The sequence below is a fragment of the Nostoc sp. CCY 9925 genome (assembly GCF_963920935.1).
Lineage (GTDB): Bacteria > Cyanobacteriota > Cyanobacteriia > Cyanobacteriales > Nostocaceae > Nostoc.
Window position 1 is genome coordinate 116,937 of record NZ_CAWUDO010000004.1, and the last position, 13,977, is coordinate 130,913.

Below are 13,977 nucleotides of genomic sequence, written 5' to 3' on the forward strand. Positions count from 1 at the left end.
GGTAGGGCTAGAAAAATACAAGTTTTAAGCTTCAGTGCGTAAGTTCTGAGCTTTTCAACTTATTCATTTCAAATTTGTTTTATAAAGCCAAGTAAGTTTTTATAAAAAATTATCAAACAATGTTTTTTTGTATATGATAGCTTTGATTTTTGAAATTGTTTACGTATAAGTAGAGAGGTGATTAATTGCCTTTGTACCCAATTAGGGAATCAGGAATCAGTCTTTTCAACTTGTACCGAGTTGTTTAAAAAATCAAATTTGAGTACATTATACCTATTTTAAAAATGGAAAATGAGAGTAGGGAGTAAGACAGACAACACAGACAATTTTCAACAAGCCTTTCTCCTTGTCCCCCAATCATCTTCCCTACCCTCAATGCCTGATTGAAAAAATTTTAGTTAAGCACTGGCTTTGCTTAAATACGAGAGTAGCGGAAACGAAGCCTCAGTAGCCGTAGCCAGCGCAACCAGATTTGTGCAGGTTGTTCAAAGAAGGTAAAAATATCGCCAAAACCCAAGTTCGTTTTGTGATGATGTAACCAGTGTCTTTCAGGAGTAGTAATAAATAGAATTTGGCATAAAATATTTATAGGCTTTGGAGTTTGCCAACCCAAGACACTTATGTGTCTCCACCATACATGAAACTGACCAAGTAGTAGTCCAAAAATAACGCCGATGGGAGAAAAAGACCAGAGAACTACTGCTATGAGTATATAAGGTAAAGCTCCCAAGATACCATCCAAAAGAACCTGGGGATTGAAAGTCAATATAGCGTAGTGGCGAAAGTCCTTTTTCCAGGAGTGGTGCGTTTTTAAATGAAGGCTACCAAAAACATGCTCGGGTACGTGGTAAAAGAATGTAGATAGGAAATCACCAAAGAATAGTAATAACCAAGCAACAGCGATAGCCTCAAGCATTTTTACTCCTCAAGTTTAGTAACAAAACTTCACAGAAAATATGCAAATTTCATGATGTTGGCGTAGACAGATGGTTTTCCACTATGCAACAAGCATTTTTGTGTCTTATCGGGTCTACGCTCCAGTTAATTTGGTTGGCTTAAAGTTTGTGTAATTTAGTAAGTTACAGTTTCATAAATCTACAATCCTGAACGCACTAAAAAATTAGCGATAAGAGCCTCCTATTTGGCTTCTACGTTTGGGTAGATCGATAAAATACATCTATAAACCGATGGGAATACAGTATTTTACCACAGCTACTACACAATCTTCTTACTAAGGCATACAGCTTGAGCAAAGGTTGAGTTAAAATTAGTACAAATTTAGGTTAAGGCTTTCTTGAAGATTTTTGATTGTAGATTGGTTGTAATTCAGCCTCAATTGTGGAACTGAGCACAACGATAGAACAGTCCTTGTGCAAGGAAACTAAGGTTATTGAAATGAGTAAAGTGGGTTGACAATCTAATTGCTCGACAGCAGAATCTGGGGTATTAGTAATTATCTGGATACCCCAGTGAGCAGAGTATTTAATACTACTGAAATATCCTAATGATGTAGTAGGCGATCGCCTCTAGGTTTTTTGTCTAGATTTCTAGAACTTACGCACTCAAAGCCTAAACCTAAATCGCCTTAACCCCTCTGTAACAAGCAGCGCTGTTTTTTACTAAAAAGCGTTAGTTTACAACCGTGTAAGGGAAAAAAATTAGGTGATAAAAAATATGATTGAATAATAAAGTACAACTGCAATATTACAATATTTACAACTTATCCTAATTTTACGGGTATCTTGGTAGATCCGAAATTTAGGTTACTTTACAGTCGGAAAGGTAAAATCAGGTTTTGAAGTTATCAATACACGATTTAACTGTTTGAGCATGAACAAAAAATGGGCGGTCAAGCGAATTACTGTAAACTTGGCATCCAATGAAGCCAAGAACCTTGAAAAGTATTGTGAACAGACAGGCAGGCCAGCAACGGATGTGATTCGAGAACTCATCCGAGCGTTGCCAGTGATGAAATGAAAGTAGTTCGCAATTTGTTAGTGATGATTGAGACGTAACAGCTTACCGATGGCGTGCTGCGCTCGTTTACAGGCAACACAGTACGCCTCGATAAAGCTGCCTATGCTGTAGGCACAAGGAGTACACACCAAACTAAGTAGAATTTAAGCAAGGAGATTATTATCTTGACGGCACTGCTGATTTCAATCTCTACAAAGGTAATCTTTGCAATAGACTGGAACACGGTACGCATGTCCCAAAAAATAATATTTTTTGGCAGTGCCTATAAACACACTTTCTCAGGTTTTTTGGAGTTATTCTTACCTTCTATGCTGTATCTTTCATTTGTAAACGAAATGGCATAGTAACCATTACTTAGATTGCACAATCGAGAGTCAGAGAATGTTTTTCAACTTTAACTATGGGTCTTGTGGTTTCTGAATTTTTGAAACTCACTGGGAAAACTTAGGTTATGGCAACGAGCGAATGAGTTCCTCAATCACATCCGTTGCCGTTTTCCCTGTCTGTTCGCAATACTTTTCAAGGTTCTGAGCTTCATCTGATGCTAGGTTTATAGTGATTCGCTTGAGCGTCCTTTTTTTTGTGGAGGTTGCTAAACTAGAAAATCTCTTTACGGCAGTATCATTCATTGTATTGATAGACTAAATATTTACAAACTTTCTTTATCAAGATTGCCAATTCACAACTGTCTTTACCAGTGAAAATCGAGATTTTAAGATTGAACTTAAGCTTTACGCCCCAATCAGATTACTGAAAAGTTAATGTATTAAGCAACTAACATCACGCGTAATGAATTTGGCATTACCCAAACGCAATGAGCTTTTAGTTAAACAGATGATGTCAGCAATACCCCAGACATTAGATTGTCTATTGAGTAATAGATTTTGACTTATAGAAACCATTGGATTGTCCAATTTAGCTTTGATCGCTGAACATTTTGGCGTTACACTTTTTTTAAATCCTCTGCAACACAGGATTATTACTTTGTTATAAATATTACTTAATATCTACAGCAACCTCGTAGATAATTCTTTCTAGTCACAGGTGATTAAACAAACGGTGAATTAATACATGACTTTACAGAATTGGAGACGCAAGCGTGGCGTTGCACTTACTAATAAGGGTTTGCAAAAAATTAAAGAAGCAAAGCATCAGTCAGAAGCAAAAGAAAATTTTGGAAACAGGTATACTCTTGAAGAAATGAGCGCACGCTCTGGATTATATTCCGGTACGATATCGAAAGTATTGAATCGCGAAGGAGGGGTTGACAAACAGACTATTGAGAAGCTGTTCTCAGCTTTTTCATTAAAAATAGATAAAAGTGATTATTCAAGCTCAAATAGTCGTCTAGATTGGGGAGAAGCTATCTTTGCATCAGTTTTTTATGGACGTACTGAAGAACTTAGTACGTTAGAGCAATGGATTCTTGATGAAGAATGCCGATTAGTGGCAGTATTGGGAATAGGAGGTATTGGTAAAACCTCACTGTCTGTAAAGTTTGCTCAACAAATTCAAGAAAACTTTGAGTATGTGATTTGGCGATCACTACGAGAAGCCCCACCTGTTAAAATTATTCTCAGTAACTTAATTCAATTTTTATCTGACGAACAGGAAACAGAAGCTAACTTACCAGAAAGCTTTAGCGAACGGCTATCACGGCTACTTGATTATTTACAAAATAATCGTTGTTTACTGATACTTGATAATGCAGAATCAATTCTCCGCAGTGGTAGTCGTGCTGGAGTTTATCGAGAAGGATATGAAGAATATGGTGAGCTTTTAAGGCGGGTAGGAGAAGCAACTCACCAAAGCTGCTTACTACTCACTAGTCGGGAAAAACCAAAAGAAGTAGCATTGCTCGAGGGAGAAACCCTACCTGTTCGCTCTTTACCACTAAGTGGCTTAAAGGTGGCCGAAGGGCAAGAAATCTTAAAACTCAAAGGGCTATCTGCGGCAGAAGATCAATGGAAAATCATGATTGAACGCTATGCTGGCAATCCATTAGCCTTGAAGATAGTTGCCACGACCATTCAAGATATTTTTGATGGTAACGTGACTGAGTTTTTGCAACAAGACACGGCTGTTTTTGGCGACATTCGCGATGTTTTGGAGCAACAGTTTGAGCGCTTGTCAGATTTAGAAAAGGACATAATGTACTGGCTAGCGATTAATCGCGAGTCGATAACACTAAAAGAATTACGAGAAGATATTGCATCACCAATACCACCAGCAAAATTAGTAGAGGCTGTAGAATCGTTATGGAGGCGATCGCTAATCGAGAAAGCTACACCCGCGCTCATTGAACAAACTGCATCGCTTTTTACCCTCCAGCCTGTAGTCATGGAGTATATGACTACTAGCTTGATAGAAAAAGCTTGTGAAGAGATTCTCACTGAGAATATTGATTTATTCAGGCATCATGCTCTGATGAAAGCGACGGGTAAAGATTATGTTAAAGATACTCAAATTCGCCTTATTATCAAACCAGTTATAGATGGACTACTTAAGACTTTAAGAACTAAAAGAAAAATTGAAAATCAGTTAACTCAAATTTTACTAAAACTCCGAGAGACATCACCCCTAGACCCAGGATATACAGCTGGCAATATTCTAAATCTGCTTTCTCATCTGGAGGTCGATCTTAGTAGTTATGATTTTTCTTCTTTGACTGTTTGGCAAGCAGATCTCCGAAGTGTGAATTTGCATAATGCAAATTTTGCTCATGCCGATCTTAATAAGTGTGTTTTTGCTGAAACCTTAGGAGGCATCCATTCGGTGGCATTTAGCCCAAATGGAAAATTATTAGCTACTGGGGATAGCTATGGTGAACTTTGCCTTTATCAAGTTGCAGATGGAAAGCAATTACTTGTTTGCAGTGGACACAAAGATTGGCTCTGGGATGTTGTCTTTAGTCCAAATGGAAATATCCTTGCTAGCAGTAGCAAGGATCAAACAATCAAGCTGTGGGACGTGAATACCGGGGATTGTCTGGCAACCTTACAGGGGCATAGTGGTGGAATTTGGTCTGTTGCCTTCAACCCTGAAGGTAAGATTCTTGCCAGTGCAAGTGAAGACCAAACAGTAAAACTGTGGGATATTAGCACTGGTGAATGCCTCAAAACTTTGCAGGGAAATAATAGTCGAGTTACATCAATTAGTGTTAGTCCAGATGGTCAAACTTTGGCCAGTGGCTGTCATGACCAAACAGTGAAACTGTGGGATATCGGCACTGGTGAATGCCTCAAAACTTTACAAGGGCATAACGGTGGAATTTGGTCAGTTAACTTCAGCCCAGATGGTCTAACCTTGGCTAGTGGCAGCCATGACCGAACAGTTAAGTTATGGGATATCAACACTGGTCAATGTCTCAAAACTTTACAGGAGCATACTGACTGTGTGTATTCAGTTTTTTTCAGCCCGGATGGGAATACACTAGCAAGTAGCAGTGATGACAAAACAGTAAAACTCTGGAACATGTCTACAGGTCTTTGCACAGCAACGCTTTGGGGACATAGTAGCAGAGTATGGTCAGTTGTTTTTAATGTAAACAATTGTATAGTTGCTAGCGGCAGTAGTGATCAAACAGTAAGGTTATGGGATGCTAGGACTGGTCAATGCCTTAAGACCTGGCAGGGTTACAGTAGTGGAATATGGTCAGTAACCTTCAGTGTTGATGGTCACATACTGGCCAGTGGCAGTGGCAATAAAATCGTTAAGCTGTGGGATGCTGATACTGGTCAGTGCGTTAAGACTTTACGCGGGCATAGTCATAGAGTCACATCAGTTGCTCTCAGTTCAAATAATTCGCTCCTTGCCAGTGGTAGTGAGGATCAAACGATAAAGCTGTGGGATGTCGCCACTGGTCAATGTATTAAAACTTTGCCAGGGCATAGCAATTGGGTGACATCAGTTGCTTTTAGTCCAAACTGTCAAATGATTGCCAGTGGTAGTGATGACCATACAGTAAAACTGTGGGATGTTGCTACTGGGCAATGCATTCAGACTTTGAAGGGACATCTTGATAAGGTATGGTCTGTCGCTTTCAATCTCAACGGTCAGACCTTAGCAAGTGGTAGTATTGACCAAACATTGAGACTGTGGGATGTTGCTACTGGGCAATGCATTCAGACTTTGAAGGGACATGATGACTTAGTGTGGTCAATAGCGTATAGCCCTGATGATCGTATGCTAGCCAGTGCCAGCAGTGACCAAACAATAAAACTTTGGGATGTCAGTAGTGGGCAATGCATTCAGACCTTAAATGGACATGGTAGTTCTGTATATTCAGCTACCTTTAGTCCGGATAATTGCATACTTGCAAGTAGTAGCGAAGATCAAACAGTGAAGTTGTGGGATCTCAGCACTGGCCAATGCCTTAAAAGTTTAGAAGGACATACGCAATTAGTTTGGTCTGTTGTGTTCAGTCCCAACGGGCAAACTCTAGCTAGTGGCAGTCAGGATGATACTATTAAAATCTGGCATGTCAAAACTGGTGAATGCATAAGAACTTTGAGGAATCAAAGACCGTATGCAGGTTTAAATATCACAGGTGTTACAGGTATAACTCAAGCTCAGAGAACTTCTTTAAAAAATTTAGGAGCGATCGCTTATGCAGAAAGTTAGCTCTGTTTAGTAGTTTTTTACACCGCTAACTTTTAAATATTTTTGTTTTCAATAATCGTAGAGAATTTTAACAAGAAAGGAGGCTAATATTTTGGGCATCTTTCATTGTTGAGTTGATTGTTGCGAGGGAGTCAAGACCTAGCGCCACTTTGCCCCAGCGCATGATACTTGCAGAAGCAGCACCAGCAGCACCAAATCCATAGATCAGCACCAAGTCGTTTTCACGAATTTTTCCTAACTGTGCAGCATGGTACATATTGGCTATGGTGATTACTGGTCCAACGTTTGCATATTGAGGATAGAGGTTGATTGTACGCTCTGGCTCAATGCCCAATACACGCGTACAGAAGCTTGCAAACCAAGCACTAGTTGTATGGAAAAGAAAAAAGTCAATTTGATCAAGGGTAACACCAGCAGCAGTGACAGCACCCTGGCAACAGGTACGGAGCAAATCCACAGATGTTTCGCGAAATAATTTATTTGCACTTTTGTCAATCTGCATACGAATCAGGGGATTACCGCCTTCATCCTGTGTGATTTGAGAAAATAAACTGTCACACAATATACTTGTATTGATTGTCTTGGTTCCGAGAACTCCCTGGTCAGCTTCAAGTGAGCCAACCACAAAAGCTCCAGCACCGTCGCCGATACACCAGGATAGGGTGTCATTTTCATCAAAAAAGCGAGAATAAGTGCATGAGACCACTACCAGTACGTTTTTGTACTCTCCGGCTCGGACTAGAGCACAGGCAGTTTGCAGTGCAACTGGAGTAACTCCACACGCTCCATCAATATTCCAAGCAGCACCTTGCAAACCTAGTTTACGAGCAAGGAAAGCAGCATTACCAAATCCTATTTGTTCAGGCCAGACTGAGGCAACGATCATCAGTTCAACTTGATCGAGAGAAAGGTTTGCTGCTTTGAGGGCGTCTTTTGCTGCCTGCTCTTCTAGGGTCAGCGATGACTCGTCTAAACTCAGAAGCCGTCGCTCAACACTACCACGAAAAGGGTCTAACAGATAGGGCATCATCTCCAAATCAAATTCGTTACCAGGAGCAGCCCCCGCCAGTGAAAACAACTTTGCCAAACTTTTTTGCTCAGCCTGTGCGAACATATCAGGGTATTTTTCTATGTAATAGTCATTTGTGCGTTTGATGCTTGGAAGGCTCAAAGCGATGGAACGAATACCGACTGGAGAATAAACCATATATAATCTACTGTTAATAATTTGTAGCGCCTTGTACAATCAAACTTTGATTGCGACTCTCAGATGGTGGTATTTGAGTGGGGTCGATGATTACGTCAACTACAAATGGGCCTTTTGCTGCGATCGCTTTTTCTAGGGCTGCCTGAACATCGGACTCGCTTTCTACCCGAATACCTTCTGCTCCCATTCCCTGAGCAATCTTGACGAAATCTGCCTGAGGAATGGTTGCATCCGCGTCATTGAACCCTAGATATGCCATTCCTTGTTGGCATATATTGTAGCGCCCATCATTAAGTACAATCCACACGGCAGGAACTTGATATTTCACAGCCGTGTTTACCTCACTGTTCATCAACATTGCACCATCTCCCACAATGGCAACAGCCTTGCTATTTCGGGCCAAAGCAGCACCCACTACACCTGTAACAAAATGCCCCATAGACCCAAATCCATTACTGATGCGGTAACGATTTGGTGTAGTAAATTGCAGCAGATGAATTACCCAAGCAAAGGAGTTCCCTGACTCTGCCATCACTAATGCATTACTCCCATCAACAATTACTTGTTGAATTACATTCATTAGCAATTCTGGTCGTACTGGACTGCCCGCACGTGGCTTCATAGCATGGCGGTTAAATATTGGCACAGGCAGAATTTTTGGTATCCCAGAGGCATGAGGAAAATACTTCAGTAATGCCTTGACAAACACTCCCACATCGGACTGGATGGCAAAAGTCTTGGCAGATGGATATGCTGTTCCTGGTATCTGCGGATCGATATCAACATGGAGGAACCCCTGACAAGGAACCATCAAAGGGTTCCAAAAGGAGGTGAATTCACCAAGACGTGTTCCCAGCACTAGCACGCGCCTTGGACGTTGCTCGTGCATATATCTCAAAACTGACTCATGCCCACCAAATCCGGTGACACCTACGAACTGAGGATGGTCTTCAGGAAAGATACCCTTACCTCGTGGCGAACACATGACAGCAGCACCTGTCCTCTCAGCAAGCTGGCGAATTTCTTGTGCCGCCCCTCGTGCCCCGAAGCCCAACCATATCGCAAAAGAACCTTCAGATAGCAACTGGGCGCATTCTGCGATTGTCTCCTGGGTTACTGTTGCCACACCGCGAGACAGATTTACTTGTGGCAAAGATATGTTTAGTGAACTTGTCTGGATGTTTGTAGGAATACTCAAATGAGCTACAAATCCTCCCGGTTGTGTTAGTCCAAGGGCAAGCCTTCGAGAAATCTCTGGAAGTTCATTGCTAGATTCCAGAGTAGTTGCGTAATGGAATACTGAACCGGAAGTAAAAATACCTGCGCTAGGCATAGTGTATCTGCTGGTTTCCTGGATAGCCCAACGTCCTCGCTGTGGTGCGGAAGTTGAAGCTGACACAAGAATCACTTTAGCGCCTTCCCACCGAGCAGCTAGCAACCCTGTCAAAGCATTAGTAATTCCTGGTCCTGTAGTAGCGAACACTACAACTGGGCGATCGCTAGCAAAGTACGCCTCAGTGGCCGCAAAAGCGGCTCCGGCTTCGTGGCGAAAGTGCAACATCTGAATGGAACTTTGGTGTAGTGCAGCCCACAGTGGGGCGATCGCACCTCCCGAAACCCCAAAAGCATACTCAACTCCCAGATTTTCTAGGATTTTAACCACTGCCTCTGCTACCAAAAAAGGTCTCGATGGCTTGCTATAAGATTGCTGTTCAGTTGAGTTTAATTCTTTACTGGTATCTGCTTTTATATCCTCAGATTTCGCATCCATACAAACTATCTTAGGAATATTTTCCTGTGCCTTGTAACATTATCTCACACACGTAGACTTAACTAAATATTTATTGCCATAATCGGACAAAAGACTTTAGGGAGATGGCTTTTAGTCTAGTTCATTTTTGTTTACATAGTTTAGTTTTATTGTAACGAACTACTTACTTGTTTTCATCCAGTTTGGTATTTTATTGTATATCTACTTAAACCCTGCTTTGATATATAAAGAAATGCTCAAAGACTTTAAGAGCGCCACATCTGGCGAAAAGTAGATCGTTTTACCTGCTTTTTAGCTTGTTAAAACTCAACACAATCAAGCAAACTCTAGAGTATAAAAACGTGATTAACTTCAATGAGTACAAAGCTTTAACCTTTGATTGTTATGGAACCTTAATCGATTGGGAGAGCGGCATATTAGGGGCGCTCAAGCCAGTTCTACTGGCACACAACCAAAGTTTGGATGACAATCAAATTCTGGAACTTTTTGCTCAATTGGAAGCAGAACTACAACAAGGAGAATACATCAAGTATCGAGAAGTTTTAAAGAGAATAGTCGATAAATTTAGTGAAAAAATTGGATTTAAGCCAACTAATGACCAGATAAATTCACTTCCTGATTCAATTCAGTATTGGCGACCTTTCCCGGATACAGTTGAGGCACTTAAAACCCTCAAGCAAAAGTTTAAGCTAGTAATTATATCAAATATAGATGACGATTTGTTTGCTTTCTCGGCAAAGCATTTGGAGGTGGAATTCGATGAAATAATCACAGCAGAACAGGCAAAAAGTTACAAACCTTCGTTAAATAACTTCAAAGTTGCTATTAAGAGAATTAATCTACCCTTGGAAGAGATATTACACATTGCTGCTAGTGTTTATCACGATATCGTTCCAGCTAAATCTTTAGGACTATCGACAGTCTGGGTGAACCGTCGATCTGGTCAACAAGGAACTGGCGCTACTGTATCAGCAGTCAGTCAAGCTGATTTAGAAGTTCCTGATTTGAAGACCCTCGCTGCTTTGAGTTCAGCAAAAGAGTCGCGATCTTAATCTTTGCATGTGAGCATATAATTTTACTTCGCGCCAGTAGGGAGTGGGGAGGTGGGGGCAAAGGAGAATAATTAATGACTAATGACTGTTGTTAAAAAACGAAACAGGGATTGCAACATAGATTGATTCTGCCTTACTCTGGAAAAACTACTATGGCAGTTTGGCCTGACGTTCGGCAGCCCTTTGCGGCGACAAATTATACCATAGTGTTGGACTAACCGTAACGTAGTTGTTTTTAAACTTGAGGACAGCAGATAACTGTCTCACCAAAATCAGCTTCCTGCCGATAAACTTGTTCAAGAAAACACTTTGATAGCCTAAAACGATGAAAGCATCTGCTAATTTCGACTTTGAAGACGAGAAATTCAATGCACCGCCTTCTCAAGTCATCCCCTGGTGTCAGATGATTAATCCTCGGTATGGCGCAAATGGTATGCAATCTTACGGTTTGGCGCTGAAGCTTGACAATGCCAATGCTGTCGGCTTTGTACCAGATGAGAATTGGCAGCAGGTAGAGCATGAATTTAGCTCTGGAGTAGAAACTGTCTTTATGAGTACGACCCCACGCTTAGTTATAGTGCGGCGGGGGCCATTGTCTGTCAAAGACCGAGAAACGGGTCTAAAACTGGGTACGCTCAAAGATAACTATGATGCTTTTCTCGCAGACAAACTTAAATTTAAAACCTTCACTCGTTATTTAATTTTTATAGTGGGAGAGAATAAAAAGTTTTTACATCAATTACCACTACAACTAACACTTAATGGTGCAGCCGGAGCGAGTTTCAGCAAAACTTACTGCGAATTCCAACAAGGGAAAGTAGTTAGTGGGTTCGTTGCTGAACTAGAAAAAGCTTATGCTGTCTATCGCAAGCAACCATTGACACCAAAAGGCCCTTTGTTCCACGCTCACGGGATTTTTTGCCCGATAATTGAGTGTGAAGAAAGAGGCATTGAACCAAATACAGTTCTAGTAGCTTCAACTGTGGATTACAAACATCCGACAGTCGGAACTTTAACACAATTTTTAATTGCTTCGGACTCTCTGGAGTCTACAATTATCTGCAAGACTTTTGAAGAATACAAAGAATTTGGCAAGGAACCTATAAAATCAGAAACACCGAAAATGGCAATGGCAGGGGTTTCTAGTTCTTATGTGTATGCTGATGAAGATGATTTTGCTTATCCGCCATATTAAGTGGGGATTGGGGATTGGGAAAACTCTTCCCCAGTCCCTAGTCCCCATATTTATTCTTTGAGCAATAAATAATATAGTGAACCATTACCGCCTGTGATGCCAGCACGATCGCCTGCTAATTTCCCAGATCCCATAAAATAATCTACTCGTCCAGGGCCTTTGATGGCGCTTCCTGTATCCTGGTCAAGGACAAAGCGGCTGACAGCACGTCTTTCGAGTTTGCCACCAGTGGTGGGATAGGGAAATGAGTTGTAAATTAGGGCTAGCGCTCCCGGAGGCATGAGAGACTTATCTGTGGCAATGGAACGTTCTGCTGTTACTGGCACATGAATACTGCCGGTAGCTGGTCTACCACCTGTTTCTTGGAAGAAAATAAATCTTTCCCAGCGTGGCAGATAATTATTTAACTCCTGGGGTTTTTGCCGGAAGTAACTAATCAAACGTGGCATTGTCAAACCTTCCAGAGGTAGTTTGCCATCTTTGGCTAGTTCTTTGCCGATACTAGTCCAAGGGTAATCGGTTCCACCTGCATAACCAACAGACGTTGTTTTACCATTAGTTAATTTAATTTGGGCAGAACCTTGGATATGTATCATATATGCATCTAGGCGATCGCGAAACCAAAGTATTTCTAAACCGCTTAGTTGGCTTTTATTTCCTAGTAAGCCATCCTTTCCTTCCAAATCAATTCGTTTTGGGTGGGGTTTCGCCCATTGGCTGAAATCAGTTGGTAGCCTGTAAAGGGGATACTTATATGTTGCAGTCCTGACACGGCTAGCAGTGTAAACAGGTTCATAGTAAGCTGTGAATTTAACAGTACCCTTGCCATCGTTGCCCACAGACTGGTAAAAAACAAATTCCCGCCTGACAGCAGCTTGTAATTGCGCTGGTGACTTAGAACTGACAACCAGTTGACGAAAACGTAATAAACTCCGGCGGACGCGATCCAGCGTAATTTCCTTGATGGGATAATTTTGATATGCTGCGATCGCCTCACCCTTTGCTAAGTAACGCAAACTGTTGTCAATAGAAGCCAATAGCGCTTGGCGATCGCCTGTTTTACCTATTTGGCCCCAAAGTTGGTCATCCCAGCCCAAGCAACTCTGCCGAAGCGTACAATCGGTTCCAATCGCGACTGGTTTTAGCGGCGGGGTTACCTCAGGGGTGGTTAGAGGCGCGAGATCGGGAGTAGTCGGTATTGGCAAGGGCGGTAAATTAGGAACCTGAGCAACAACCGACAAGAGAGGATTTACAAAGGCAATTCCCAGACTTAAGGAAAGCAAAGCAAGGGTTTTTCTCATCATTTAGTTGAATCTTTCAACGCTGGAACTAAAAACGGGTTCTACCCGGATTGCCACGATCCGAGAAGGGCGTACCACCATATACTCTCCCTGAATATTCTTGATCGGGACGCTAATAAAGTCACTTGAAGCAGATTTTGGCACAAGTTCGCCACTATACCACTTTTGAAACTCTTGAATAGTAGGAAAACGTACTTCTTCCCGGTGGCCGGTTTCCAGTAGGAGGTATACGGCGTATTCATTTGGAGTTCTAGGCATAAAGTTGAATCATTTAAAAAACATTCAACCCATTGTTAACCACGTTACCCCAGAATGAAAAGGGTAAGCATACGGGAGATGGGGGGCAAAGGGGAAAATAATAACTCCTAACTCCTAACGGGCTAAACGCCCTGCTACCGCTAACAGCACCCCAACGCCCAATGACTCTTCAACCTAGACGACTAATGCTTTAACCAGTTCCTGAAAAAGTTTGCATAAGTCTCCAATTAACCTCTGATAACTCATCAACATTATTGAACAACAGTTATTCAGGAGGCAAAAACTATGAAACTTTACTACCGTGGTCTAAGTTATGAATATGACCCAAGCCAAGTTAGCAACAAAAAAACACAACGGGCGTTTACGTCAGATCATAATTTGACATACCGTGGCGTTAGCTATCATCTCGATCCAAATTCCAAATTGGACGAAGTTACCCAAGTGCCACTAGCTTATAAATTAAGCTTTAGGGGAATCAGTTACGTTATAAATAAAACTGCATATCCCTCTTCTGTAACTTTCCGAGTATTTTGAATAAAAGAATCAAAAAATAAAACTCTACAAGGTAAGTAGGGCAATAGATATAGAACTAC

The 13,977-nt window shown here is 41.4% G+C and carries 11 protein-coding genes; 5 read left to right on the forward strand and 6 right to left on the reverse strand.

What is annotated here, in order from left to right:
- Window positions 1–415: 415 nt before the first annotated feature.
- On the reverse strand, window positions 416–916 hold the full coding sequence (locus ACM0OY_RS03580) for a fatty acid hydroxylase (RefSeq protein ID WP_414567516.1): 501 nt from the start codon (window positions 914–916) through the stop codon (window positions 416–418).
- 914 nt (window positions 917–1,830) lie between these two features.
- On the opposite strand from ACM0OY_RS03580, the gene ACM0OY_RS03585 reads away from it, so the two are divergent.
- Complete coding sequence (locus ACM0OY_RS03585) at window positions 1,831–1,977, forward strand: ribbon-helix-helix protein, CopG family (RefSeq protein ID WP_096538967.1); 147 nt, start codon at window positions 1,831–1,833, stop codon at window positions 1,975–1,977.
- Between the two features lie 449 nt (window positions 1,978–2,426).
- Here ACM0OY_RS03585 and ACM0OY_RS03590 read toward each other — a convergent pair whose 3' ends face one another.
- The gene (locus ACM0OY_RS03590; protein WP_414567517.1) at window positions 2,427–2,606 is read right to left on the reverse strand and encodes a RepB family protein; all 180 of its coding nucleotides are present in this window, start codon (window positions 2,604–2,606) and stop codon (window positions 2,427–2,429) included.
- A 442-nt stretch (window positions 2,607–3,048) separates the two neighbouring features.
- Between ACM0OY_RS03590 and ACM0OY_RS03595 the strand changes: the two genes are divergently transcribed.
- Complete coding sequence (locus tag ACM0OY_RS03595) at window positions 3,049–6,600, forward strand: NB-ARC domain-containing protein (RefSeq protein WP_414567518.1); 3,552 nt, start codon at window positions 3,049–3,051, stop codon at window positions 6,598–6,600.
- Between the two features lie 67 nt (window positions 6,601–6,667).
- Here the strand turns inward: ACM0OY_RS03595 and ACM0OY_RS03600 are convergent, their stop codons facing one another.
- Both ACM0OY_RS03600 and ACM0OY_RS03605 read right to left on the reverse strand, forming a co-directional pair.
- Window positions 6,668–7,807: a 3-oxoacyl-ACP synthase III family protein gene (locus ACM0OY_RS03600; protein WP_414567519.1), complete on the reverse strand. Its 1,140-nt coding sequence runs from the start codon at window positions 7,805–7,807 to the stop codon at window positions 6,668–6,670.
- A 13-nt stretch (window positions 7,808–7,820) separates the two neighbouring features.
- Window positions 7,821–9,578 carry a ScyA-related TPP-binding enzyme gene (locus tag ACM0OY_RS03605; protein ID WP_414567520.1) on the reverse strand — a complete coding sequence of 586 codons (1,758 nt, stop codon included), beginning with the start codon at window positions 9,576–9,578 and terminating at the stop codon, window positions 7,821–7,823.
- A 341-nt stretch (window positions 9,579–9,919) separates the two neighbouring features.
- Here ACM0OY_RS03605 and ACM0OY_RS03610 point away from each other — a divergent pair, with 341 nt between their 5' ends.
- The gene (locus tag ACM0OY_RS03610) at window positions 9,920–10,630 is read left to right on the forward strand and encodes a haloacid dehalogenase type II (protein ID WP_414567521.1); all 711 of its coding nucleotides are present in this window, start codon (window positions 9,920–9,922) and stop codon (window positions 10,628–10,630) included.
- 325 nt (window positions 10,631–10,955) lie between these two features.
- On the forward strand, window positions 10,956–11,825 hold the full coding sequence (locus ACM0OY_RS03615) for a DUF5895 domain-containing protein (protein ID WP_414567522.1): 870 nt from the start codon (window positions 10,956–10,958) through the stop codon (window positions 11,823–11,825).
- 50 nt (window positions 11,826–11,875) lie between these two features.
- On the opposite strand, the gene ACM0OY_RS03620 is transcribed toward ACM0OY_RS03615, so the two are convergent.
- The gene (locus ACM0OY_RS03620) at window positions 11,876–13,126 is read right to left on the reverse strand and encodes a murein transglycosylase A (protein WP_414567578.1); all 1,251 of its coding nucleotides are present in this window, start codon (window positions 13,124–13,126) and stop codon (window positions 11,876–11,878) included.
- Between the two features lie 3 nt (window positions 13,127–13,129).
- Entirely contained in the window at window positions 13,130–13,384 is a 255-nt protein-coding gene (locus ACM0OY_RS03625) for a hypothetical protein (RefSeq protein WP_096538960.1), read from the reverse strand.
- 285 nt (window positions 13,385–13,669) lie between these two features.
- On the opposite strand from ACM0OY_RS03625, the gene ACM0OY_RS03630 reads away from it, so the two are divergent.
- Window positions 13,670–13,918, forward strand: a complete 249-nt coding sequence (locus tag ACM0OY_RS03630) for a DUF4278 domain-containing protein (protein ID WP_414567523.1) — start codon at window positions 13,670–13,672, stop codon at window positions 13,916–13,918.
- The last annotated feature ends 59 nt before the right edge of the window (window positions 13,919–13,977 follow it).

Coding starts and splice junctions, on each gene's coding strand:
- ACM0OY_RS03600 (WP_414567519.1), bottom strand. CDS start 7,807: ATGGTTTATTCTCCAGTCGGTATTCGTTCCATCGCTTTGAGCCTTCCA.
- ACM0OY_RS03585 (WP_096538967.1), top strand. CDS start 1,831: ATGAACAAAAAATGGGCGGTCAAGCGAATTACTGTAAACTTGGCATCC.
- ACM0OY_RS03590 (WP_414567517.1), bottom strand. CDS start 2,606: ATGAATGATACTGCCGTAAAGAGATTTTCTAGTTTAGCAACCTCCACA.
- ACM0OY_RS03625 (WP_096538960.1), bottom strand. CDS start 13,384: ATGCCTAGAACTCCAAATGAATACGCCGTATACCTCCTACTGGAAACC.
- ACM0OY_RS03630 (WP_414567523.1), top strand. CDS start 13,670: ATGAAACTTTACTACCGTGGTCTAAGTTATGAATATGACCCAAGCCAA.
- ACM0OY_RS03595 (WP_414567518.1), top strand. CDS start 3,049: ATGACTTTACAGAATTGGAGACGCAAGCGTGGCGTTGCACTTACTAAT.
- ACM0OY_RS03605 (WP_414567520.1), bottom strand. CDS start 9,578: ATGGATGCGAAATCTGAGGATATAAAAGCAGATACCAGTAAAGAATTA.
- ACM0OY_RS03580 (WP_414567516.1), bottom strand. CDS start 916: ATGCTTGAGGCTATCGCTGTTGCTTGGTTATTACTATTCTTTGGTGAT.
- ACM0OY_RS03615 (WP_414567522.1), top strand. CDS start 10,956: ATGAAAGCATCTGCTAATTTCGACTTTGAAGACGAGAAATTCAATGCA.
- ACM0OY_RS03620 (WP_414567578.1), bottom strand. CDS start 13,126: ATGAGAAAAACCCTTGCTTTGCTTTCCTTAAGTCTGGGAATTGCCTTT.